The organism is Neobacillus sp. DHD-1R, from assembly GCF_057747995.1.
Map to the genome: position 1 here is coordinate 2,763,435 of NZ_CM173232.1, position 23,896 is coordinate 2,787,330.

At 38.2% G+C, this 23,896-nt stretch carries 21 protein-coding genes; 4 read left to right on the forward strand and 17 right to left on the reverse strand.

Annotated elements, in window-relative coordinates; genetic code table 11:
* Nucleotides 1-125: 125 nt before the first annotated feature.
* The 7 genes from AC3ANL_RS13360 to AC3ANL_RS13390 form a co-directional block, all read right to left on the reverse strand.
* The gene (locus AC3ANL_RS13360) at nt 126-884 is read right to left on the reverse strand and encodes a hypothetical protein (RefSeq protein ID WP_488324929.1); all 759 of its coding nucleotides are present in this window, start codon (nt 882-884) and stop codon (nt 126-128) included.
* Nucleotides 885-1,074: 190 nt separating this feature from the next.
* Nucleotides 1,075-3,519, reverse strand: a complete 2,445-nt coding sequence (gene parC, locus AC3ANL_RS13365; RefSeq protein ID WP_488324930.1) for a DNA topoisomerase IV subunit A — start codon at nt 3,517-3,519, stop codon at nt 1,075-1,077.
* Complete coding sequence (gene parE, locus AC3ANL_RS13370; protein ID WP_488324931.1) at nt 3,516-5,495, reverse strand: DNA topoisomerase IV subunit B; 1,980 nt, start codon at nt 5,493-5,495, stop codon at nt 3,516-3,518. Before parE ends, parC begins: the two co-directional genes overlap by 4 nt.
* Before the next feature lie 303 nt (nt 5,496-5,798).
* Nucleotides 5,799-6,212, reverse strand: coding sequence for a CoA-binding protein (locus AC3ANL_RS13375; protein WP_488324932.1), 414 nt, complete (start codon nt 6,210-6,212; stop codon nt 5,799-5,801).
* Nucleotides 6,213-6,343: 131 nt separating this feature from the next.
* Entirely contained in the window at nt 6,344-7,186 is an 843-nt protein-coding gene (locus AC3ANL_RS13380; protein WP_488324933.1) for a sensor histidine kinase, read from the reverse strand.
* Nucleotides 7,187-7,286: 100 nt separating this feature from the next.
* Nucleotides 7,287-8,585 carry a GGDEF domain-containing response regulator gene (locus tag AC3ANL_RS13385; protein WP_488324934.1) on the reverse strand — a complete coding sequence of 433 codons (1,299 nt, stop codon included), beginning with the start codon at nt 8,583-8,585 and terminating at the stop codon, nt 7,287-7,289.
* 278 nt (nt 8,586-8,863) lie between these two features.
* A complete protein-coding gene (locus tag AC3ANL_RS13390) occupies nt 8,864-10,603 on the reverse strand; it encodes a glycosyl hydrolase family 18 protein (RefSeq protein WP_488324935.1) in 1,740 nt (579 codons plus the stop codon).
* Nucleotides 10,604-10,783: 180 nt separating this feature from the next.
* Here AC3ANL_RS13390 and plsY point away from each other — a divergent pair, with 180 nt between their 5' ends.
* Complete coding sequence (gene plsY / locus AC3ANL_RS13395; RefSeq protein WP_488324936.1) at nt 10,784-11,371, forward strand: glycerol-3-phosphate 1-O-acyltransferase PlsY; 588 nt, start codon at nt 10,784-10,786, stop codon at nt 11,369-11,371.
* A 459-nt stretch (nt 11,372-11,830) separates the two neighbouring features.
* Complete coding sequence (locus AC3ANL_RS13400) at nt 11,831-12,985, forward strand: CapA family protein (RefSeq protein ID WP_488324937.1); 1,155 nt, start codon at nt 11,831-11,833, stop codon at nt 12,983-12,985.
* A gap of 139 nt (nt 12,986-13,124) precedes the next feature.
* Here the strand turns inward: AC3ANL_RS13400 and AC3ANL_RS13405 are convergent, their stop codons facing one another.
* The 9 genes from AC3ANL_RS13405 to acnA form a co-directional block, all read right to left on the reverse strand.
* The gene (locus AC3ANL_RS13405; RefSeq protein ID WP_488324938.1) at nt 13,125-13,421 is read right to left on the reverse strand and encodes a hypothetical protein; all 297 of its coding nucleotides are present in this window, start codon (nt 13,419-13,421) and stop codon (nt 13,125-13,127) included.
* A 29-nt stretch (nt 13,422-13,450) separates the two neighbouring features.
* Nucleotides 13,451-13,822, reverse strand: coding sequence for an acyl-CoA thioesterase (locus AC3ANL_RS13410; RefSeq protein WP_488329725.1), 372 nt, complete (start codon nt 13,820-13,822; stop codon nt 13,451-13,453).
* A gap of 85 nt (nt 13,823-13,907) precedes the next feature.
* Complete coding sequence (locus AC3ANL_RS13415; RefSeq protein ID WP_488324939.1) at nt 13,908-16,235, reverse strand: AAA family ATPase; 2,328 nt, start codon at nt 16,233-16,235, stop codon at nt 13,908-13,910.
* 157 nt (nt 16,236-16,392) lie between these two features.
* The gene (tlp, locus tag AC3ANL_RS13420) at nt 16,393-16,626 is read right to left on the reverse strand and encodes a small acid-soluble spore protein Tlp (protein WP_488324940.1); all 234 of its coding nucleotides are present in this window, start codon (nt 16,624-16,626) and stop codon (nt 16,393-16,395) included.
* 145 nt (nt 16,627-16,771) lie between these two features.
* Entirely contained in the window at nt 16,772-16,915 is a 144-nt protein-coding gene (locus AC3ANL_RS13425) for an acid-soluble spore protein N (RefSeq protein ID WP_488324941.1), read from the reverse strand.
* A 66-nt stretch (nt 16,916-16,981) separates the two neighbouring features.
* Nucleotides 16,982-17,113 (reverse strand): FbpB family small basic protein, encoded by a 132-nt coding sequence (locus AC3ANL_RS13430; protein WP_488324942.1) that lies wholly within the window; start codon nt 17,111-17,113, stop codon nt 16,982-16,984.
* 226 nt (nt 17,114-17,339) lie between these two features.
* Nucleotides 17,340-17,879 (reverse strand): redoxin domain-containing protein, encoded by a 540-nt coding sequence (locus tag AC3ANL_RS13435; RefSeq protein WP_488324943.1) that lies wholly within the window; start codon nt 17,877-17,879, stop codon nt 17,340-17,342.
* 187 nt (nt 17,880-18,066) lie between these two features.
* The gene (gene abc-f, locus AC3ANL_RS13440) at nt 18,067-19,791 is read right to left on the reverse strand and encodes a ribosomal protection-like ABC-F family protein (protein ID WP_488329726.1); all 1,725 of its coding nucleotides are present in this window, start codon (nt 19,789-19,791) and stop codon (nt 18,067-18,069) included.
* A gap of 357 nt (nt 19,792-20,148) precedes the next feature.
* The gene (gene acnA, locus AC3ANL_RS13445; protein ID WP_488324944.1) at nt 20,149-22,854 is read right to left on the reverse strand and encodes an aconitate hydratase AcnA; all 2,706 of its coding nucleotides are present in this window, start codon (nt 22,852-22,854) and stop codon (nt 20,149-20,151) included.
* 330 nt (nt 22,855-23,184) lie between these two features.
* Between acnA and sspO the strand changes: the two genes are divergently transcribed.
* The gene (gene sspO, locus AC3ANL_RS13450; RefSeq protein WP_488324945.1) at nt 23,185-23,337 is read left to right on the forward strand and encodes a small acid-soluble spore protein SspO; all 153 of its coding nucleotides are present in this window, start codon (nt 23,185-23,187) and stop codon (nt 23,335-23,337) included.
* Between the two features lie 38 nt (nt 23,338-23,375).
* Here the strand turns inward: sspO and AC3ANL_RS13455 are convergent, their stop codons facing one another.
* Nucleotides 23,376-23,642 carry a hypothetical protein gene (locus AC3ANL_RS13455; RefSeq protein WP_488324946.1) on the reverse strand — a complete coding sequence of 89 codons (267 nt, stop codon included), beginning with the start codon at nt 23,640-23,642 and terminating at the stop codon, nt 23,376-23,378.
* A gap of 111 nt (nt 23,643-23,753) precedes the next feature.
* Between AC3ANL_RS13455 and AC3ANL_RS13460 the strand changes: the two genes are divergently transcribed.
* Nucleotides 23,754-23,891 carry a small acid-soluble spore protein P gene (locus AC3ANL_RS13460; RefSeq protein ID WP_256242528.1) on the forward strand — a complete coding sequence of 46 codons (138 nt, stop codon included), beginning with the start codon at nt 23,754-23,756 and terminating at the stop codon, nt 23,889-23,891.
* The last annotated feature ends 5 nt before the right edge of the window (nt 23,892-23,896 follow it).

The following is a 23,896-nucleotide window of genomic DNA, read 5'->3' on the forward strand; positions in this document are numbered from 1 at the left end:
GCCTAAGTATATTCTGGAACAAAGCAAGCGTCAATTTTTAAAGTAAAAAAACACAGAAATAGGTTCTGTGTTTGCTACTGTTTTTGATAAGAGATCATGAGATTTTTCTAGTTTTGAAAGAAAGATTATTGGCTTTCTCCCTGCTTAACAGTTGTATTTAATAGCTTCCAATGGCCACGATCATAATTCCAGATAGATTCAACGAGTGCAATTGTGTCTGCATTTGCAATGCCAGTGACTCTTTGCAAACCTTTTAATCCCGTTTTGCCGTTTGTTAGTTGTACCGGATTAAGACTGCTGAATGGATTTACTGTTAATTCTGTTGGTTCATTCAATTTTCCTTTATAGAAAAGCCCTAATTTTTTGTAATAGTTTTTCCGGTCCTTTAAATCAAACAAATAGGATTTTCCTGTATCCATCAGTCTCACTGCAGCCTTATAACCATTTAAAAACCTGCTTTCCATTTCTAGTGAATCCGGAACAGTGAGGTCCGTTTTGACAAAATCTTTTAAAGAATAAAGAAAATTGTTGGTAATGTCACCATTACCCCTTGTCAACACAGTCGTAAACAGATCCTTTACTCCATCATCATTTAAATCGACAACCTGCAGTGCTACTTTAGATCCACTTTCTAAAGGAAATTGATAGTTTTTCCCATTTGAGGCGTCAACTGAAATGTAAATTTCTTTTAAATAGGACTCTTCTTCTGGATAGGGAACCCCCTTTAATCTGATTTGCTCTTCTTTTCCGTCACCTGTTAGATCAACTGCATCTTTTGCTAGTGTCATTATTTTTGTTTTTTCTTCGATTGCATGAACACCTGTTAGTGTAGACAGCGATATAAAAAAAAACGAAACGATAGCCAGAAGTAATTCTTTTTTCATCCATTACCCCTCCAAACTCTGATACTTTTAGTATGCCCATTATTGGTAAAAAGATGAAAAAATAATTGATCTGAAGATCATGAAGCACATTTCCGAATGCATTTACCAAATGTGCTGTGGTGCTACATTTTTTAATCCTTTTTAACAGAAAAAGGACTCCCTCATAATGTTAGGGAGTCCTCAAAAAAAACTATTCACTAGCAGTTTCAGTCTTTGGTGCGTCCACTTTCCAAACAGTGGTTACCTTGCCATTTTCATCTTCATCAATAATAAATGAGCCATTAGAATAACGATCACTAAAGTGGATATCAATCGTTTTATATGTTTCTGTGTGTCCTTTATCGGTTTGAATAACAATAGTATCTTGATCATGTGCAATAACAAAGCCCATCACACGATGCGGATTGGATTTAAGTTCTCTTAAGATTACGACGCCACGCTTGGCTCGGGTTGCTTTTTCGAACTCTTTAATTTTCATTCGTTTCAAGGCTCCACGCTGTGTTGCGATAACGATTGATTCTTTACTATCAGCCGTTATCAGTTTACCACCGACAACAAAATCATCATCTTTTAAATTAATCCCTTTTACACCTGCCGCACGCTGCCCAACAATACTAACTTCTTCCTCATGGAACCAGAGGGCATAACCTAAGTTTGTAACCAAGAATAATTCTTTTGTTCCATCGGTTAGATGAACATCAAGAAGTTGATCATCATCTTTAAGATTAACAGCCACGAGTGGTTTTGAGTAGCGCTGTGCTTTATAGGCTTTCAACTCTGTCTTTTTGACCATACCATGTTTGGTTACGAAAACTAAATATTCTTCTGCTTCAAAATCCTTGACAGAGATCGCGTGAATAATTTCTTCGTCTCGTTCAATTGGAATGATATTCGCCACATGCTGACCCATATCTTTCCAACGAATATCGGGCAGTTCATGTACAGGGCAGAATAGGTAGTTCCCCTTATTTGTGAACAGGAGAAGTACATCTTTTGTATTGGTATCGAGCTGCGCAAGGAGACGGTCGGATTCCTTCATTGCAGGGTCCTGACCACCTGAAGCAGCAAAGGAACGCTGGCTTGTCCGTTTCACATACCCTTGCTTTGTTACGGTTACAATCACATCTTCACTAGGGACCATAACGTCAAGATTGATTTTGATCTCTTCAATCTCTGCCTCGATTTTTGAACGGCGCCCATCAGCAAAGCGTTTTTTCACGTCTTTTAATTCTTTTTTAATTACAGAAAGAAGTTTTTTTTCACTAGCCAAAATGCTGGTCCATTCTTCTATTTTTTTGGCTAATTCTTCTGCTTCCTGTCTTAATGCAGTGATATCCGTGTTTGTTAAACGATAAAGCTGTAAGGAAACAATCGCTTCGGCTTGCAGTTCAGTAAAGGCAAATTTAGTGATTAAATTGTCCTTCGCATCACGCTTGTCCTTAGATGCACGGATCGTTGCAATCACTTCATCGAGGATCGATAAGGCCTTCATTAATCCTTCGACAATATGTTGACGTTCCTTTGCTTTATTCAGGTCAAACTGAGTACTTTTTGAAACAACTTCCTTTTGATGGCCAATATAGGCATCAAGTAATTCACGAATGCCCATTTGGACAGGTCGCTTGTTATAGATGGCGACCATATTAAAATTATAGGTTACTTGAAGATCACTATTTTTATATAAGTAATTCAAGACACCAGCTGCATCGGCATCCTTTTTTAACTCAATCACAATTCTTAACCCAGTTCGGTCTGTTTCATCGCGAACCTCTGACATACCTTCTACTTTTCGGTCGAGGCGGAACTCATCCATTTTTTTGACGAGATTTGCTTTATTGACCTCATAGGGAATTTCCGTTATGACAATTTGCTGTTTACCGCCACGAGTTTCTTCAATCTCTGTTTTGCTGCGGACAATAATTTTGCCTTTACCAGTTTCATAGGCTTTCTTTATCCCATCTAGCCCTTGGATAATCCCACCTGTTGGGAAGTCGGGTCCTTTAATTACGGTCATTAACTCATCCACCGTTACGTCAGGCTTTTCCATTCTCATGATAACCCCGTCAATAACTTCTTCAAGATTGTGCGGAGGAATATCCGTTGCATAACCTGCTGAAATCCCTGTTGAACCATTCACAAGTAAATTAGGGAACTTTGCTGGTAAAACGGTTGGTTCCTTTGAAGTATCATCAAAGTTTGGAATAAATTCAACGGTGTTTTTTTCAATATCTCTCATCAGTTCAGCTGAAATCGCTGATAGCCTTGCTTCTGTATAACGCATCGCAGCTGGCGGGTCACCATCCATACTACCGTTATTTCCGTGCATCTGCACGAGGACATTTCGAACCTTCCAATCCTGACTCATCCGTACCATTGCTTCGTATACGGACGAGTCACCATGCGGGTGATAGTTACCAATGACATTACCAACGGTTTTGGCTGATTTACGAAAGCCTTTATCAAAGGTATTCCCTTCCACATGCATGGCATATAAAATTCTTCGTTGGACTGGCTTTAAACCGTCCCTTGCGTCTGGCAGGGCACGTTCTTGAATAATGTACTTACTGTATCTGCCAAAACGATCCCCAATGACCTCTTCTAGAGATAAGTCCCGAAATATTTCATTTGCACTCATCCTTCAGAACCCTCCTCTGAGACCGTAATATTTTCGTTTTCTAAAATCGTGTCATCCTCTTCTAACCCAAATTTTACATTGCTTTCAATCCATTTGCGGCGCGGTTCCACTTTATCACCCATAAGGGTAGTTACCCGGCGTTCCGCTCTGGCAATATCATCTATTTTTACACGAATCAACGTGCGTGTTTCTGGATCCATTGTGGTTTCCCAAAGCTGGTCAGCATTCATTTCACCAAGACCTTTATAGCGCTGAAGAATGTAGCCTCTACCCACTTTTTTAATGGCATCTTGGAGATCATCATCACTCCACGCATATTCAATGATTTCTTTTTTCCCTGTCCCTTTACTCACCTTATATAGAGGAGGAAGAGCAATAAATACTTTACCTGCTTCAATAAGCGGCTTCATATACCGATAAAAGAACGTAAGTAGTAGTACTTGGATATGAGCTCCGTCAGTATCGGCATCAGTCATAATAACAACTTTATCGTAATTAATGTCCTCAACGGTGAAGTCAGCTCCAACTCCGCCTCCGATCGCATAAATCATCGTATTGATTTCTTCATTTTTAAAAATGTCAGCGAGCTTTGCTTTTTCCGTATTGATGACTTTTCCGCGGAGTGGCAGTACTGCCTGAAAACGTCGGTCTCGGCCTTGTTTCGCAGAACCTCCAGCAGAATCACCCTCCACCAGGTATAGTTCATTTTTTTTCGGATTTCGTGATTGAGCAGGTGTCAGCTTTCCTGAAAGAAGCGTTTCTGACCGTTTCTTCTTTTTGCCGCTCCTGGCATCCTCACGGGCTTTCCGAGCTGCTTCACGGGCTTGATAGGCTTTTATCGATTTTTTAACTAGAAGCGAACTGATATCAGGGTTTTCTTCGAGAAAGTAGGAAAGATGTTCAGATACGACTGAATCAACAGCAGATCGTGCTTCGCTAGTTCCTAATTTTCCCTTCGTTTGACCTTCAAATTGGAGCAGATCTTCCGGAATTCTAACCGAAATGATGGCAGATAATCCTTCGCGAATATCATTACCCTCTAGATTTTTGTCTTTTTCTTTTAAGAAAGCTACCTTACGAGCATAATCGTTGAATACCCTTGTCATCGCAGTTCTTGCCCCAGCTTCATGTGTACCGCCATCTCTTGTCCGAACATTGTTAACAAAAGAAAGCACATTTTCCGAGTAGCCATCATTAAATTGAAAAGCAAATTCCACTTCAATGCCGTTCTGGGTACCTTCAAAGCTTACCACAGGATGGAGGGAATCTTTTTCTTCGTTTAAATAGGCAACAAAAGCCTCAATTCCATTTTCATAATGAAACACTTCATGCAAATCATTACGATCATCATGAATCTCAATTTTTAATCCCTTTAGTAAGAACGCCGACTCTCTTAACCTCTCACATAAGGTTTCAAAGTTATAAGTCGTTGTCGAAAAAATGGTCGTATCTGGCTTGAAATGAATCGTCGTACCTGTTTGATTGGTTTTGCCAATTTTTTCGAGTGTAGTGACCGGCTTACCGCCATTTTCAAACCGTTGTTCATAAACAAATCCATTCCTCTTTATGGTAACAATTAACCATTCTGATAATGCATTTACAACTGAAGCACCAACACCATGTAATCCGCCACTGGTTTTATAACCGCCTTGGCCAAATTTTCCTCCAGCATGGAGTACGGTTAAAATGACCTCTGGTGTTGGTTTGCCCATTTTATGCATACCGGTTGGCATCCCGCGTCCTTTATCCATGACGCTAATTGAATTATCTTTGTGTATTCTTACAATGATTTGATCACCAAATCCACCTAGAGCCTCATCGACGGAATTGTCAACAATCTCATAAACGAGATGGTGAAGTCCACGTGCATCGGTGCTGCCAATGTACATACCTGGGCGCTTTCTTACCGCCTCAAGACCTTCTAGTACCTGGATGGCATCATCATTATAATCAAAAGCCTGCTGAGTCCTTGCCACTAAAATACCCCTTTCATACCTAAAAAACATAAAATGCGTTCAACGCACTTTGGTAAATCATTTGTTAAAACGAGTCAATAATTGATTGAAATAAAAGATTATAGAACGAATGTTTGCTAATGTTTGCCACTTTTATTTTAACACATGTTCTCGTGGCGTCTATGCTTAATTGTAGCGATTTATTTCGATTTGGCAAATACGTATTTTAAAACAACTTATTTTTGTAATACTTTTTATGTGATTTTCAGCGGAGGAGAGACGAAAAAAACTGCTAATAATTAGCAGTTTTTTGATTGGCTTTATTTATTTTGTCATTGCATGTTCGACTTTAATACAACGGTCCATAATGACCGTATAGCCTTTATTTTTTAAAAACTCATAGGCTTCTTCATTAGCAAGACCGAGCTGTGCCCAAAAAACATCTGCATCAATTTCATCAAATTCTTTTGCAACATCAAATAATTGTTCGGAACGTCGGAATACATTCACGATATCGACATGTCCCTCAATATCTTTCAAAGAGGCAACGGCTTTTACACCAAGAACCTCGTCGACAGTAGGATTTACAGGGATAATTTCATAGCCTGCTTTCTGCATTACATTTGTAACTTGGTATGACGTACGCTCGGGATTATTACTTAATCCAACAACTGCAATTCTTTTTGCTTTCTTTAAAATAGCGCCGATTTCCTCCCGGCTTGGATTCTCAATTGCCATAATAACCACTCCTATCTATTATTTTTTTATTTTACCTCTTTCTTAGCAAAAAACACAGGGAAACGCTTACAATAAAAAAGAGGAAGTCAAAAGGGTTTGCCCCATTTGTGACTTCCTCTCAGTTGAATCTTTTATACAGTAACAAGCTTGGATTTAACTGCAATGTTTAGTTTTGGGACCATTAGGCAAAAACGGGCTCCATCCCCGGTGTTTTCTACCGTTACATGTCCATTCATGTTTTCAAGAATCATGCGGGTCATATAAAGTCCTAACCCAGTGCCATGTGGTCTTGTTGTAAAATAGGGATCAAAGACTTTTTTAAGAATCTCAGGCTTTATTCCCCCAGCATTATCAATAAACTCTGCTTGAACAAATTCCTCCGTTTCGTCTAAGTTTATCGTTATTTTTCGGTTACTGACCTTATTTTGAAGAAAGGCATCACGAGCATTTGTTAAAATATTGAGCACCACTTGGCTATATTCATTCGGATAGCCGTATGCTGTCTGTTGGCCCCCATATTCAAATTCCAGTTGTATTCCACAATATTTAAGGCTGGATGAAAAAATAGACAAGGCATCTTCAATCGAATTACTAATCGAAAACGGGGATTTTTCTTTGTTCGGTTTATAAAATCTCTGAAAATCATTGATGGTACGAGACATATGTTTAATCTGAATCATACTTTCCTTTGTGAAGCTATCAATGTATTGATCGTTAATCACACCAAACTCAAATTCTTCTCGAACATCTTGAATAAGCAGTGACAAGCTATTTAACGGCTGACGCCATTGATGGCCAATGCTGGCGATCATTTCCCCCATAGCAGCCAATCGAGAATGCTGGATTAAAAGATGATCCTTTTGTCTGTTTTTTTCAACCTCGTCATGAATCCTCACTTCTAAATTTCGATTACTAGCTTCGTACTTTTCTGCTAAATCACGATAGTTTTTTTCACTTTCTTTTAGCTTTTTCATTAACTCATGACTCTTAAAAATATATCGAAAAACGATTAAAATAACATACACTATTATTAGGATTAAAGAAATATACAAAAAAAGCATAAAGTCCACCCTCTTAACTTTCTTTGCTGTATAACGTTACACAGTTTCGACCTTTGTCTTTTGATTGAGTAAGGGCTTGCTCTGCCTCAAAAAGCAGTTCTTTTTTCGATATTCCTGAAGAAAATGCTGCGACACCAAAGCTGCAGGTAACTTGGCCGATATTGATAAATTGAAAGGCTTCTATTATGGAACGAATGGATTCTGCTAGTTCGACTGCATGATGCCCATCTGTTTCTGGTACAAGCAGTATGAATTCCTCCCCACCCCAACGGGCAAACATATCACATTCCCTTATCCGCTGCTGTACAATCGTCGATACCGTGATTAACACCTTATCACCTGCTGACTGACCATATGCCTCATTAATGGTTGTGAAGAAATCAATATCCATTAGAATAATGGAAAAAGGATGCGCAAATCGTTCAGCCCGCCGCATTTCATTCACCAAAATATCCTTAAATTTTTGACGGTTAAAACTATTCGTCAATGGATCCATCATGGTTAAATGCTCATTTTTTCGGCTTTCTTTTTCTAAATCGGTTATGTCTGTACAAACAAATAAGATTTGGTTGGAACCTGGTATAGGTCCTGCTTTCAATACGTAGTTATAATCTGTTCCATGGGGTCCTTTCCACCTTACTTTGGCAAGATTTTTCCCCGTAGAAAAGAACTCCTCGACCCATTTTCCTTTTTCTTTGGGGTAAAAATAATGCGGATCCTCTACAAAGAAACTAGAGAGGAATTGACTTTTATAAACTCCAGGATTATTCTTGTCCATGTTCGTTACCTTTGTAAAGGCTTGGTTCCATTCAACAATCTCTTCATTTTCAATCACGAAAATAAGATTATCTTGAAAATCCAGGATGGATCTTGTCATTTTTTTTTGTTTATCCAATTCTTTTTCCAACTTAATTTGGTAGACTGACTTTTGAATGGCTTGTAAAAATAAGTCTAAATCAATCGGCTTTAAGATAAAATGATTGACATTGTTTTCTATCGATTGAACAAAGAAGTCATTATCATCGTGGGCTGTTGTCACAATCACTTGTACCTTTTCATTTAATTCGCGGATTTTTTTTATCATCTCTAATCCACTCATTTGGTTCATTTTAATATCTGCAATGATTAAATCTGGTTGATATTGTTGATAAAGTTGAAATCCTTCTACGCCGTCAATTGCGACATGAATATCGGAAAAACGGCGTTTTAGCACACGTAATAATTTCTCTCTGGAAAATTTTTCATCTTCTACATATAAAACACGTATATCTGGATACTGATATTTAAGATATTGCTGTATATTTCTTGCCATTTGATAATCACCTCTTTCATTCTTGTTTAAATTAATGTAATAAAACCGACCGAATTTCTGTCGACTCCGCTCGGTAAATCTTCTAGTAATTTATTGTACTTAAATTATAGGTGCTCGTAATACACCATTTCAATGTATTAACAAATGGTTTGAAAATTCTCCATATTTTCGTAATAAAATTGCCTATAAATGTTCTTACTTTTGCCTTTTCCTTCAAGAAATTAAAAAGGGAAATAACGAAGGACCATTGGTCAAACCTTCATTATTTCCCTTATTTCTTATTTTTTAGTTACGGCCTCTTCTAATTGCAAATTTAAGGCCGTCCAGGCGGTTTGGTCACCAAATAATCTTGACCATGTCCCGATACCAGCTAATTTATAGGTCACTGCTAATTCTGCTCTTTTCTTCAAGGATAATTCATCTTCTATCCAGATCTTATAGAGGGCGTTTTCATCTGCTGCCATATATTCTGCATAGTTTTGACCACTTATTTCATCATATCTTGGCTGTAATCCTTTTTCTGCAAGCCATTCTTTTACTTTATCCATCGATAGCGCTTGTGCTGTCACCATGGTCATGCCCTCAGCATTCGTTTGTTCCTTCCATAGTCTTGCATATAATGGGACACCAAGGATTAACTTTTCTTTCGGAACCTCCTTCAGCAAGTTTACAAGATTCCTCTCTACCCACGGCAAACTTGCCACACTTCCAGCAGCAGTTGACGAACCAGTATGTTCGTCATAGGCCATAACAATTAGATAATCCACTATTTGGGCAAGCTTTTCGCGTTCATAAAAGGAAGACCAATTGTTGTTTTCACCTGCTGAAAAAGTAATATCCATTGAAACCACTAAACCGGCTTCATGAAGATAGGGTGCTGCCTCCCGGATGAATTGAGTGACGAGCGGACCATCCTCTGGGTTTACATTTTCAATATCATAGTTGATTCCTTGAAGTTGATACATCTGACTAAAATGGAGCAGTTGCCGAATGATATTGGCACGAGTGTCAAAGTCTTTAAACGATTCATGAGTTAGCAAAGGATTAAAGGCATTAGAAAACACACCCCATACTTGATAACCTTTAGCATGCGCCCATTTACTATATTCAAGTGAAGCAAGGTTCTTAATGGACCCATCATTGGCAGCAAGCGAGAACCAAGTTGGAGACACCACATTAACACCAGCCATATCTGGTATTTTTGCAGAATCAGGGTTCTTTGTATAGACCGCTTCCCATGTTAACTGAATCGGTCCATTAATTTTAGGCAGTGAGAAGCTTTTGCTTGAATGCTGTATATTAATTGTTACACTTTCCTCTTTTTGAACATATTTCTTTTTAATAAAGCCACCAATGCCATCGGCTTTCCTGACAAGGTAAAATTCTTCCTTTTCCCCTTCAATCATGATGTCTTCATTCCTAGACATTTCAGTCACATAGGGCGAATGCCAGGTTGGCTCGGTACGGAGTCTTAGTTTTTCTTTGTTAATATCTTGATCTATTAATCTCCCATTTTGATATTTCTCTCCATTGCGCTGAATCCAAATGGTCCCACTATTCGGTAATCGTTTATATTGAACGGGAATAAAAGAAAGAATCGGCTCAAGGGCCACGAAAATTTCGTCATTCCGCTCGATGATCGGGGATAGTTGCACGTTTACCTTTTTTTGATTGACAAAGTAAGTTAAAGAATCGGTTGGCATTTGGACTACTTTATCACTAGTCGTAATGATAACCGATTTTGATTTTTCATCAAAAGAGATCGAGTCGTCGATGTTGTCTTTCAAAAAATCAAGTGGAACAAACAACGTATTTTCTTCTATTAGGGCATTCCCAACTTGCTTTCCACTGAACAAAATGGGATTCTCACCATGAAAATATATTTTTTTATCCGAGGATGCAAAAGGATATAATAATAGAAAAAAGGATGAAAAAATAAGTAGTAATGCTCCAATCAATCCCCAAATTATCCACTTCTGAGATAACTTACTATTCTTATGATATACAACACGTGCCATGTATTCTTTCCCCCTTCTACTTATCGTAAAGTATTGATAGGATATTTAGAAGAGTTTTTTTGCACCCAATATCTGAATTTCTTATTCTCTTTCTAGCCATTTCGAAAAAGCAATTAGTGTTTTTTTTCAAAACCATGGTAAAATAAAAGAACTTGATATTTATTGAAGGAGAAATCGTTAATGATTCAAATTATTTTAGTTTTGCTTCTTTCCTATTTGCTTGGTTCTATTCCATCTGGCTTAATAATCGGCAAGGTGTTTTATAAAACCGATATTCGTGAACATGGGAGTGGAAATTTAGGGGGAACCAATACTTTTCGTACACTAGGAGTGAAAGCGGGTTTAGCGGTAACACTTGCTGATATATTGAAAGGAACGTTAGCTGCTTCCTTGCCGCTTCTCTTTAATGTTGATGATCTTAATCCATTATTGGCTGGTGTGTTTGCTGTGATTGGACATACCTATCCAATCTTTGCAGGGTTTCGTGGCGGAAAAGCTGTTGCAACTTCAGGCGGTGTCTTGCTGCTATGTGCCCCGTTTATGTTTTTGACAGTGTTGGTTATCTTTTTTATTAGTCTGTACATAACAAAATATGTGTCCTTATCCTCGATGATTGCTGGCATTTGTGCGGTAATTTATGCTCTTGTCATTATGGACATCCCCCTGCTTATCGCGGTTATCCTATTAGTGGCGTTTGTCATTTATCGTCATCGGACGAATATTAAAAGAATTATCAATAAAACAGAACCAAAAATTAAATGGCTATAAAGGAACCGGACTGGTTCTCTTTATAGCCATTTTTACTTCAAATACGCAACAGTTTAAATGAATGGTTACCCATTACATCTTGAATATAATCTAACTTCGTATGATCAAAGTAAACAAGATCATTTTCATGAATGATTATGATAAGATCATCAAATTCAAATGTAAGATCACCGTGAATTTTCCGCTCTTCCAGAGACAGATTAAATTTTGGCCCCCCTCAACCGATGCCCATGCTTAGTCGTAAGAATAATTGTTCATCTGGTGTAAGCTTCTCTTTATTAACTAGACTAGATAATTTCTTATAAGCACTTTCTGTTAATTTAAACATTTTTATTCACTGTCCAATCTTTTTAAGTTATCTAGCGAAGAATAATTTTAAAATTATTCATAAATATAATATAGTATTAACATAGAGCACAAAAATAATTTGCTCGAGATGTTGGTTGATAAGGAGAGTTTATGAGGAAAAAACACTGGATTCCGTCTATGTTTATAATTATTGTTTGTCTAGGTGTTGCTACTGCCCTGCTGATTCAACAAAGGCAGTCATCTAAACAAAATGCAAAGGTTTATAGACCGAAGGAACATCAACAACGGCCATTCTTTAATGTTCAGCGGGCGCTGACAGAAAAGGTGACGATTGGAGCAATCGGTGATATTTTGATTCATAGCCCCGTCTATCGAGATGCATTTAATGGTGCTGAATATAATTTCAATCCTATGTTTGAAATGGTGAAACCATTATTAGACAAGCCTGATGTACTAACAGCAAATCAAGAAAGCTTGTTAGGTGGTCTTGGGCTTGGGCTTTCAGGTTATCCGAGGTTCAATAGTCCTTATGAAGTTGGAGATGCACTTGTAAAGTCAGGTATAGATATTGTTTCGACTGCCAATAACCATTCCCTAGATAAGGGAGAAAAAGGCATCCAATTGGAAGCTGCTTATCTCAATCAAATTGGTTTACCTCATGTTGGCAGCTTTGTTGATGAAAAGGATCGTCTTCAATTGCGGGTTATCCATAAAAATGGCGTCAAAATAGCCTTTCTTTCTTACACATATGGAACAAATGGAATACCTGTTCCCAAGGGAAAAGATTTTCTTGTCAATTTGATTGATCGAAACAAAATGAAAGATGAAATCCACCGGGCAAAAAAAGCAGCAGACGTTGTTGTCATGAGTATTCATTGGGGAAATGAATATCAACGAATCCCAGCTGCTAATCAAAAAGAATTAGCAACATTTATGGCAAACGAAGGTGTGGATATTATCTTCGGTTCGCATCCGCATGTATTACAGCCCATGGATTGGATTAAAACACCAGATGGCAGGGAATCATTTGTTATTTATTCTTTAGGAAACTTTATTTCGGCACAACACGGCAATTACAAGGACATCGGTGGATTAGCGTCAATCGATGTTACCAAACATATAACAGAAACAGGAAACAAAATTGAGCTATCCAATCCTGTGTTTGCCCCTACCTTTGTGACAAATCGAAAAAATCACAACTTTCGTGTCGTACCGTTAGAAAAAGCAGGAGCCTATGGTCTTCCGAACGCTGAGGCGAAGTATAAGGAAATTCAGAACCATATGAGCCAATGGCTCAAGCAATGATGGCATAGTAAAAAAGAACACTTGAAATGAATTAATTCTCAAGTGTTCTTTTTTATTTAATTGGTAATTATAGATTGCATCACTCTGAATAACTTTTGATGAGTTAGATTCGTCCAGCTCCAGGACGCTTGCGCGTTTCTTATTTTTCCCAAATATGATCACGTAAGTCTTCTGCTTGCAAGATTTCCTTTTGTTTGGCGCCCAGCAGGTCAAAATGAGAATAGCCATCCCTTCGGTGATGAATCCATTCCTTTTTCAACCCATATTTTTCGCCCCACCCAGCTAATTTCTCGAGATCCTGGCAACCCGCCTTTGTCACTGTCTTACAGCCGGGGAAGCGATCATCAAGCCAATAGTGGGTTAAAAAGGCCATCTCTCCGCGATCAATTTTCCTCTTCCATTCGATTAATTCTTGTCTTTTTAGCCCAAAGGCCATGACGGTTCACCTCAGTTCACGCGAAATAACTATTTCTTCTTGACGTCTTCATACTTTAAATACCATTCTGGAAAGGATTTTTTGAAAGAAGTAGGTCTGAAATTTTCCTTTTTAACAATAATGTGGGTAGAAGTTCCTTCCGCACATATTTCTTCATTTCCATTTATAATGGTGTAGCCATAAATGGTTTTAATTCCGTCATTTAAATCCACCCATGTCTTAACAAAGGCTTGGTCTCCATACCTTAACGGCTTTTTGTAGGTGATTTTAAGGTCATAGACTGGTGCAAAGTAACCCGACTCCTCCATCGCGAGATAGCTATAGCCAAGGTCTTCAATAAATCCGGTCCTGCCCAGCTCAAAAAATTTTAAGTAATTGGCGTGATAAATAACGCCCATCATGTCCGTATCTGCATAATAAAGTTGTATTTCTCTATTTGACACAAAAAAGTTATCCACAATCAAACGTTCCCTTCATTGACTAAAATTAAGAAAGTTTACTCAAGGCCTTCTGTACATCTTCCACTTCTAGAAAAACGGAACTTTCTAAAAGACTTTCATCTTCTTCTAAATCCATTAATCGTAACGCTTGTGCCTGAATCATTTCATCCACTAAATTCGTGGCAAAGCGGCCATTCCCCTTAAAGTTTTCAGCTTTCATCGACTCAATCAACAAATTTTTCGCATCAGCCGTTAATTGGTATTGAAACCCTTCCGCATATGCAGCCATGATTTCGAGCATCTCTTCTGGGGAATAATCAGGGAAAAGAAAGAACTTTTTAAATCTTGAGCGCAAGCCTGGATTGCTTTCAAGCAGTCGATCCATTTCATTTGGATATCCAGCCAATACAACCACAAGATTTTCATTTTGTTTTGTCATTTCATCTACCAGTGTATCAATAACCTCTTTACCAAAATCACCCGCTGTTTGACTAAGTAAAGAATACGCCTCATCGATAAAGAGAACACCGCCTAGGGCTTCTTTAATTTTTTGCTTGGTTTTGCCCGCAGTTTGACCTACATACCCCGCAACAAAATCAGCCCTGCTGGCCACGATTAAGTGCCCCCTCTTTAAAATACCGCATTCCTTTAAGAATTCTGCGTAAATTTTAGCTACTGTCGTTTTACCTGTACCCGGATTTCCGGTGAACACAGAATGAAGCTGGATAGGCACCGTTGGCAAGCCTTTTTTCCTGCGGAATTGTTGCATTTTTACAAAAGAGATGAGTGTTTGCATTTCCGCTTTTAAAGAGGTAAGGCCAATTAAGTTGTTTAGCTTTTCTTGTGGCGAAGCTGTAATGATTTCTTTTTCTACTTGAAAATCCTCTTTATCAAGCAGCATATAGTCTAATAAGTTCTCTTCTGTCGAAATGTTTTTGGCCCCTTTTTTAAAAATGGCATCTAAGACGACATTACGGACCGTCCGTGCATTTCCAAAGGTATCATCCACCCGTTCTTGATCAAGGCGATGATTGATTTCGATTTTCGACTCATCCGTTAAAATATAATCATTCTCAGCAGCAACATGCTCTGCAATCTTAATTAACTCTTCATTTGAATAATTAGGTAAATGAATAAAGTTTGATTGCGGAAACCTGCTGCGTAAGCCTGGATTAGCATTTAAAAAAGAGCGCATCTCATCGGGATAGCCAGCTAGAATCACAGCAAATTTCCCGCCATATTCACTGCTAGTCATGAGTGAAACAAGTGTGTCAATGGCAGCTTGACCATAATCATTACCTGTTTGACCCTCACGTTTTAGACTATAGGCCTCATCAATAAATAACACACCACCAATTGAACGTTCGACAATGGCACGGACGTTTTCTTCGGTTTGCCCAACAAATGAACCGACAAGCTGTGAGCGATCTGTTTCGATGACCTCCTCCCTTGGCAGGACCCCAAGCTCATGATAAATCTTTGCCAATAACCTTGCGAGAGTCGTTTTGCCGGTACCAGGATTACCGGTTAAGATCATATTAAGACTAAGCGCATCTTTAATTTGAAAGCCAAGTTCCTTCCGCTGCTTTTGATACTTTAAAAACCGATAAAAGTCATTGATCCGCTTTTTGACTAAATCCATTCCAATCATCTTTTGCAGCTCATCTAATGCGTTTTCTGCTGTTTCGACTTTTTGATCTATTCCAAGGAATTGCTCTGTCCATGATTGTTTAATGGACTCTACATTAGACAACTGTAATTTTAAATTGTCATAATAGGTTGCCGTATGAAAAACCCCTGTAATCGATTGATCATATTCTTCTGCAGCTTTTAATAAGTTGCCTGTTTCCTCAATGGCAGAAGATAGTAAATCGGCAAGTTTTTGATACCGTTGAAATAGATCCTTATTGATCATCGTTGAGGCGATATCCACTTTTTCTTGTAAATCAAGAAGTTGCTCGTCTGCCTTGCCTAAAAAACTTTGGCACACCTCTATGTATTGTTCGGCTGTTTTCTTTTTTGCTGTCCGATTATCCGTTTCCCTTAGTGGCGGAAAAGTAAGAGGTGTTAACAGATCAGGGAGCTTTTTCCATTCTGATTGAATCATAAATTCTTTTGCTTTTTGATTGGCAGGATTTAGATTAGCCGCTTTTTCGAGCCAAACAGCAGCTAATGTATCATCTTTATTTCGCCCCAGTCGAGATAAAGCACCCATAGTTAACAGTTTTGATAATGTAACCGGATGAGATTCATGACGGATAGCTGTAATGAGCTGTGCTTCATTTGAAATGACGCCCGTTTCATTGAGTTCTTTTTCCCACTGAGGTAATAGTTCATGGGAGCGATTTTTTACTTGTTGTTTCAAAATAATCACTTCTTTATCTAAAAATTCTTTTTACCTTTAATAGTGAAAACTTCGCGGCACTTAATAAAAAACCACGGTGTAGACATTCACAGTATATCTTACCATAACAGGGGACAGGGAATGAAATAGAAGGACCTGTCCACTTTATGAACAGGTCCATTCTTTGTTAACTTTGGTTGTTTTGTGCTTCATCCTTAATTTCTGACCGGAATGAATCAATACTCTCACGTCTGCGCTCATTTTTTGCTTGAATTTGCTGCTTTTGCTGCTCGCTATCGGTAAAAGCAAGTGACTCTTCTGCTGCTTCCATATTTTCAATTGTATGATGAATCATCGACTGAAGTTTTTCTACATTATCACTGCGGTCATCTGGATTTGGTTTGTTATTATTATCATTCATTGGTAAAAATCCTCCCTATGGTGTTTTTGGTACAAATATAGTTTGTAACCGAATGCAAAATTTATCACAGTAGAAAGATGAAAATTTATAGAACAGAAGAAAGACCCTAAGGCCAATGCCTTATGGGTCTTATATACATAATTATTCATTCACCTTTAGTTTGGATTACTTGTGCATGCTCTCCAGATGTATCATTCATCTTTTTTCCTTTATTTCCACTAAAGCCTCGCGGCTGTGTCCCAAGATGACTTGGAGTAAAATGCTTATGATCTCTTTTTGGATTACTCATGTCATGATCCCTCCTTACTTACATTTTGCCCAATAGGGTTGGAATCATGATTGGAAAACTTTTGTGTTACTCAGCTTTTCCGAGGCGTTTTTCTTCAAGGCGCTGCTCTATTTTATCGATCGCAGCACGGTCTTTTAAAAGTTCTGATTTATTTTCTGATACTAGTTCTGCGAATGAACGTTTTCTAGGCTTTCTCATGTTATCACCTTCCTTATTTCCTATTCTAACAGTTATTATGCCCGGAAACGATTTCAATTATTACAACTTTTTGAAAATTATATCGATTATAAAAAAAGCGGAAGCGCCCTGGTCAGCGGCGTATGGTCTGGAGCTGAACAATTCTCGAAGCCAACACCTTTAAATTCTTATAATAGTAAAAAAGGATGTCTCTATGGGGTCTGACCCCTTAGAGACATCCTTTTGTTTATTTTAATTTTTTGGTAAAATCCTTCATAACATCCAATTTCATGGAACCAGTATATTTATTCTGAATAATCCCATTGCTGTCAATAAAATAAGTAGTTGGGATCGAGATTACTTGGTAGGTCTCATTTACTTTATCTTCGGTATCCAATGGGATGGGAAAGGTAATTTTATTTTTGTCGACAAACCCTTGGACATCTAATTGTGGATCAATGTTTACCGCCAAGATTACTGTATTTTCATCAATTTGCTTTGATAATTGTTCCATGGCCGGCATTTCTTCTTTACATGGCGGGCACCAAGTTGCCCAAAAATTTAACATGACTTTTTTACCTTTTAAGGCTGAAAGCTTTACGGTGTCGCCTGTTAGGGTTTTAAGTTCAAAATCAGGTGCCTTTGCCCCAATCGAAAGTCCCTCATTATTGGCTGATGCTTGAGTGGTTGTTGTTTCGGGAGCATCTGTCTTCTTATCCATTGCCTGTACAATCGCGACCGTAAGTAAGGCAACTAATATAACAGCAGCAATTACTTTTTTGATCATCCCCGAATCCTCCTTTTACGTCATTCTTCTGCTACTCCGATTTTACACTATATTCTTAGTTGAAACAAAGCTTGGATATGCCGATACTGTGACAAATACGTAGAATCTTTATGTTAGAAAAAGAAAATGGAAAACGCAAGCTTCGTTTGCTTGATTTGTAATAGTGCTTCCAATATTGATGACATATTTACTCCTTTTTGAGGTTTTTCTTTGCTTTTAAAAGTTCGTTAAACTCCCGATCGAGCTCCTGATATTTTGTCTGTTTTTGATCCAATAATGCGAGTTCCCCCAAAAGCGCAGCGATCCTATTTTCAATAATCAATAGCGCTTCTTCCTTCGAAGGTTCACGACGATTGTTTTCATCCTTGGAGAGATATTCATCCGGTTTCATTTCATAACGCTTAATCGTTTGATTTTCAAATACAAGCAGACGATCGCAAAGTTTATTTAAAAAATAAAAATCATGTGAAACCGTGATGATCGTACCCGTAAACTCTGATAATGTTTTTTCAAGCTGTTCTCTGCTTGGCAAATCGAGATGGTTTGTTGGTTCATCTAAAATAAGAATATCATATTCCTTCATTAACATATCGACGAGCTTTACTCTTGTTCGTTCTCCAAGACTTAATGTCTCAATTGGCTTATTTATATCCTGTTCCTTCAGTCCTAAATTGGCAAGGTAGGTTCTTGCCTTAAGGATGTCTTGTCTATCCATAAATCCAAGTGCTTCAAGAACGGTCTTATCAGATGGTAGATCGGCTACATCCTGACTTAAATAGGCAATCTTTAGTGAATCGCTTCTCCACAACTCACCATCAAAATGGGCATCCAGGCCAAGTATTAGTTTAATTAACGTTGTTTTACCACAGCCGTTTTCTCCTAAGAACCCGATTCGTTCCCCGTGATTAATGTAAAATTGGCAGCCTTGGAAGAGTATTCGCTTTTCAAATGCTTTTGTTAAACTCTTCGCCTCGATAATTCGCTTGCCTCTTTTTCCGTTGATGTCAAACTGGAATTTAATTGCAGCTTCCTCAATCGGCTTCTTAATTTGATGGTTAGTTAGTTCACTTTGCAATCGTTTCATTTTCGATTTGACTTGATTGTCCCGTTTTTTAGCCTTTACCCGATGATATTCCTTGAAGCCATTTTGTCTTTTTGAAGGGCTAGTGTCCTTTTTGGTAGAATCTCTGTGAGCCTTTTCGGACCAAGTCTTTAATTGCTCCATTTGCGATTCAACTAATTCTATTTTTCGCTGCTGTACACTATATTGATGACGCTGGTTTTCAATTTGCCGTTGTTTTTCCTTATGATAGTCACTATAATTTCCATTGTAAAAATTTATTTTGCCTTTTTCTAATTCAAATATGCGGCTGACTGTTTTATCTAAAAAATGTCGATCATGTGAGATGATTAAAACAGGACCAGGGAACTTTTCTAATTCTGAAATCAACCAAGTGATCCCTTTAAAATCTAAATGATTCGTCGGTTCATCCAAGATTAGAAAATCCGGTTTGGATGCCCAAACACATGATAGAGCTAGCTTTAGCTTTTCGCCACCACTTAAATGGTTCAGACGTTCTCCCTGCCAATCATTAATCTTAGTTAGACCTAATTCACGAGTGTGTTGGAAAAGTTCCTCCTCTGCATGGTTCGAAAACGTTTCGTGAAAATCATGAACTTCATAATCAATGGACTGCGATAGATAACCCATTTTTAAATCGTGAGCTTTCTCAATCCTTCCTTTATCCGGGCTTAGTTTGCCAATAAGGAGATTAGCCAATGTGGTTTTACCCGTGCCATTTAAGCCCACAAGTCCAATTCTCTCTCCATTTTTAATATCAAATTGGATCTGGTCCAATACCTTTTGTAAATGAAAACTTTTTTCTAAACCAAGTACTTTTAATATAGTCATTTGATTTGTTTGCATAAAAAAACTCCCTTCAACGGAACCTGAAGAGAGTTTTATGTCATAGTCTGATCAATATCCACCTAAAAAAATCAACAAAGAACCCTAAAAAGGTTTGTTATAGGTTTTACGATCAGGACATAAATAAGGACAGACTAATCCTATTCTTCAGGTTCAACATTTTTCGATTATCGAATGATGTTCTGAAAAAATAAGATTATAATTTCATCGGCCCTTTATTCATTCCTTTTCGTTTGATAATTTCATTTTATTTAATCACATCCCTTTTTGTCAAACAAATATTGGAAAACAGATAAAATAAAACACCATGCCGATTTCGACATGGTGTTTTCCTATTGATCCTTATGCTTGTAATTTTTCACGAAGAACCATTGGAAGAATTCCGCCGTGACGGTAGTAATCAATTTCAACTTCAGAATCGAAACGAACAAGAACTTCAAATTCTTTCTTTTTTCCAGCTTCGTCAGTAGCAGTAACTTTTAGGAGGTCACGTGGTTTTACGTTTTCATCCACTTGAACATCAATCGTTTCCTTGCCAGTTAAGCCAAGGGTTTCTGCGTTTTCGCCTTCTTTGAATTGAAGTGGAAGCACGCCCATCAACACAAGGTTTGAACGGTGAATACGTTCAAAGCTTTCAGCAATGACAGTTTTAATGCCTAGAAGGTTTGTCCCTTTCGCAGCCCAGTCACGAGAAGAGCCCATTCCGTAGTCCTTGCCTGCAATAACCATTAAGCCTGTGCCGTTTTCTTTGTACTTCATGCAAGCGTCATAAATCGATGTAACTTCGCCTGTTGGCCAGTAAGTAGTGAAACCACCTTCTGTACCTGGTGCGATTTGGTTACGAATACGAATATTTGCAAAAGTTCCGCGCATCATTACCTCGTGGTTACCACGACGAGAACCATAAGAGTTAAAGTCGCGAGGTTGAACACCTTTTTCCAATAGGTACTTACCGGCAGGTGTATTTTTACCAATTGCTCCGGCAGGTGAAATATGGTCAGTTGTGACAGAGTCACCAAACTTACCAACCACTCGTAATCCCGTTAATGGTTCTACTTCACCTGGTTCTGGTGATAAACCTTCAAAGAATGGTGGATTTGCAATATAAGTAGAATTTTCATCCCAAGTATATAATGGCTCATTGCTTGTTTGAATTTCGTTCCATCGTTCGTTGTCTCCAAATACGTTCTCATATTCTCTACGGAATAATTCTGGAGTAACGGTCTTTTTCACGACATCATTTACTTCAGCAGTTGATGGCCAGATATCCTTGAATAATACATCCTTGCCATTTTTATCTTTACCAATTGCTTCAGTAGCAAAATCAATGTTGACGGTACCTGCAAGTGCATAAGCGACAACAAGTGGCGGCGATGCAAGGTAATTTGCTTTTACAAGTGGATGAATACGTCCTTCAAAGTTACGGTTACCTGAAAGGACAGATGTAACTAATAGGTCGTTTTCAGCAATTGTTTTTTCAATTTCTTCTTTTAATGGACCAGAGTTTCCAATACAAGTTGTACAGCCATACCCAACAAGGTTGAAGCCGATTTCTTCTAAATAAGGAAGTAAACCTGAATCACGAAGATAACCGGTTACAACCTTTGAACCTGGTGCTAAAGAAGTTTTTACGAATTTTGGAACTTCCATTCCTAATTCCACAGCTTTCTTAGCTACTAGACCTGCCCCTACTAGGACATATGGGTTAGATGTATTTGTACAGCTAGTAATCGAAGCAATGGCTACTGCACCAGTTTTAATAGAAGTTTCCTCACCATTGTTGAACTTAACCGTTGCTGACTTTTCAAGCTCATTTGCTTGCAAGCCAAAGCCTTGGTTTCCTTGTGGAGCAGAAACCGCTGTTACGAATTCTTCTTTCATTTTTGAGAGAGGAATTAAATCTTGGGGACGTTTTGGACCAGAAAGATTTGCCTCAATCACTGAAAGATCAATTTCTACAATATCTGTGTAAACTGGCTCTAAAGCTGGATCAAAGAACAATCCATTTGCTTTGCAATATGCTTCTACAACCTTAACTTGCTCTTCATCACGACCAGTTAAGCGCATGTAAGCAAGGGATTCATCATCAATCGGGAAGAAACCACAAGTTGCCCCATACTCAGGAGCCATATTGGCAATGGTTGCACGGTCAGCAAGTGGTAATGAAGATACACCAGGTCCGAAAAATTCAACGAATTTACCTACAACACCATGTTTACGAAGCACTTGTGTTACTTTTAAAGCAAGATCTGTCGCAGTTGCACCGTTAGGAAGTTCACCAATTAGTTTAACTCCGACAACTTCTGGAACTGGGAAATAAGATGGCTGTCCAAGCATACCTGCTTCTGCTTCAATCCCGCCAACACCCCAGCCGAGAACGCCAAGACCGTTAATCATTGTTGTATGGGAATCCGTTCCCACTAATGTATCTGGATAGGTTTCTAATTCTCCGTCCACTTCAGCTACATGGACCACATCTGCCAAGTATTCAAGGTTAACTTGGTGAACGATACCTGTTGCTGGTGGAACAGCGCGATAGTTGTTAAACGATTTTTGGGCCCAGCTTAAGAACTGGTAACGTTCAGCATTACGTTCGAATTCATAATCCATGTTGATACGTAAAGAATCAACAGAACCGTATGCATCAACTTGTACGGAGTGGTCAATAACAAGATCAACCGTTTTCTCTGGATTAATTTTGTCTGGGTCCCCGCCAAGGTCAGCCATTGCTTTTCTTAAGGAAGCAAGGTCAACGACTGCTGGAACACCTGTGAAGTCTTGAAGGATAACACGTGCTGGCTTAAATGGAACATCCACTTCTCTCAGCTCTGCAGTTCCCCATTTTGCTAAGTTTTCAACATGTTCTTTAGCAATGACACGGCCATCATATTGACGAAGTACTGATTCAAGTAAAACTTTTACGGAATATGGCAATTTCGATACCTTGCCAATACCGGCTTCTTCCAATGCACTTAAACGGTAATAGTGGTAACGTTTACCGTTGGCTTCAAAGGAAGCTCGCGCGTTAAATACATCATTTTTTACCATCTGTAAAAACCCCCTTATTCGTCATAGAATACAGAAAATAAACGAAAAGTTAAAAAGTTTGAATTTTCCCATCCATCTTTACTTTTCTCACAATTCCAATCTTAATACAACCGATTACATAAGTAAATAACAAGAAAGTTATTGTGATTGATAAGTTTTTCTTATGTTGTTTATGTATTTTGTTCAGAATGTTTTGTGAATGACTCTTATGATGAAGTAAATTTTGAATTTTAGGAAAACGAAACCTTTCCTCAATATTATCGCAAAAAACTATTATTTTGTCATTAATTAAGTAAAGGGGGAAATATTATAAAAAGGGAGGTGATTGGAATGGCAAAGCGAAAGTCTAATCATGTAATTCCAGGGATGAATGCTGCTAAGGGGCAAGGCGTAGGAGCCGGTTTCAATGAGGAATTGGCAAGTGAGCCAGAATTATCCGCAAAAGAAAGAATGAACAATAAAAAACGGAAAAAGAATCAATAACAGTTAAAAGCAGGAGGAGTTCCCCCTGCTTTTAACTGTTATTCTTGATTTACTTCGGCCACTATATTTTGCAAATCTTGTTGGAATTGTTCTAATTGGGCTCTTTGATGTTCAGACGCGACTTCAAGTGCATTTTCTATTTGCTGATAGGCTTCATTCACTTCATCTTTTAAATGCTTTAACTGGTGACCATAACTTGCGCTATCGTTAACAATCGTTTCAAAAAGGCCTTGCGCATTCTCAAAACCTTGTTGAGCTGCTTGGAAAGCTTGTTGTTTGTCCTTATTGTATGGGTATTTCTGCATTTTTCAATCTCACTCCTTCGTTTATTTACCGTTAAATTGCACAGAACGACAAAATTTATTCAGCATAAAAAGATTTAAGGACTGCATCCTATTAATGAGGAGGGATGAAAAATGAACAAAAACGATGGTAAAGATATGCGGAAAAATGCTCCGAAACAATCAGGACAACCTGAACCATTAAGCGGTTCTAAAAAAGTAAAGAATCGCAACCACACACGCCAAAAACATAATTCACACCATGATATGTAACAAGA

Bases quoted from the DNA above. Each gene is read 5' to 3' on its own strand.
- AC3ANL_RS13360 (WP_488324929.1), bottom strand. From the start codon at position 884: ATGAAAAAAGAATTACTTCTGGCTATCGTTTCGTTTTTTTTTATATCG.
- parC (WP_488324930.1), bottom strand. From the start codon at position 3,519: ATGAGTGCAAATGAAATATTTCGGGACTTATCTCTAGAAGAGGTCATT.
- AC3ANL_RS13375 (WP_488324932.1), bottom strand. From the start codon at position 6,212: ATGGCAATTGAGAATCCAAGCCGGGAGGAAATCGGCGCTATTTTAAAG.
- AC3ANL_RS13380 (WP_488324933.1), bottom strand. From the start codon at position 7,186: ATGAAAAAGCTAAAAGAAAGTGAAAAAAACTATCGTGATTTAGCAGAA.
- AC3ANL_RS13385 (WP_488324934.1), bottom strand. From the start codon at position 8,585: ATGGCAAGAAATATACAGCAATATCTTAAATATCAGTATCCAGATATA.
- AC3ANL_RS13390 (WP_488324935.1), bottom strand. From the start codon at position 10,603: ATGGCACGTGTTGTATATCATAAGAATAGTAAGTTATCTCAGAAGTGG.
- plsY (WP_488324936.1), top strand. From the start codon at position 10,784: ATGATTCAAATTATTTTAGTTTTGCTTCTTTCCTATTTGCTTGGTTCT.
- AC3ANL_RS13400 (WP_488324937.1), top strand. From the start codon at position 11,831: ATGAGGAAAAAACACTGGATTCCGTCTATGTTTATAATTATTGTTTGT.
- AC3ANL_RS13405 (WP_488324938.1), bottom strand. From the start codon at position 13,421: ATGGCCTTTGGGCTAAAAAGACAAGAATTAATCGAATGGAAGAGGAAA.
- AC3ANL_RS13410 (WP_488329725.1), bottom strand. From the start codon at position 13,822: ATGATGGGCGTTATTTATCACGCCAATTACTTAAAATTTTTTGAGCTG.
- tlp (WP_488324940.1), bottom strand. From the start codon at position 16,626: ATGAATGATAATAATAACAAACCAAATCCAGATGACCGCAGTGATAAT.
- AC3ANL_RS13425 (WP_488324941.1), bottom strand. From the start codon at position 16,915: ATGAGTAATCCAAAAAGAGATCATAAGCATTTTACTCCAAGTCATCTT.
- AC3ANL_RS13430 (WP_488324942.1), bottom strand. From the start codon at position 17,113: ATGAGAAAGCCTAGAAAACGTTCATTCGCAGAACTAGTATCAGAAAAT.
- AC3ANL_RS13435 (WP_488324943.1), bottom strand. From the start codon at position 17,879: ATGATCAAAAAAGTAATTGCTGCTGTTATATTAGTTGCCTTACTTACG.
- abc-f (WP_488329726.1), bottom strand. From the start codon at position 19,791: ATGACTATATTAAAAGTACTTGGTTTAGAAAAAAGTTTTCATTTACAA.
- acnA (WP_488324944.1), bottom strand. From the start codon at position 22,854: ATGGTAAAAAATGATGTATTTAACGCGCGAGCTTCCTTTGAAGCCAAC.
- sspO (WP_488324945.1), top strand. From the start codon at position 23,185: ATGGCAAAGCGAAAGTCTAATCATGTAATTCCAGGGATGAATGCTGCT.
- AC3ANL_RS13455 (WP_488324946.1), bottom strand. From the start codon at position 23,642: ATGCAGAAATACCCATACAATAAGGACAAACAACAAGCTTTCCAAGCA.
- AC3ANL_RS13460 (WP_256242528.1), top strand. From the start codon at position 23,754: ATGAACAAAAACGATGGTAAAGATATGCGGAAAAATGCTCCGAAACAA.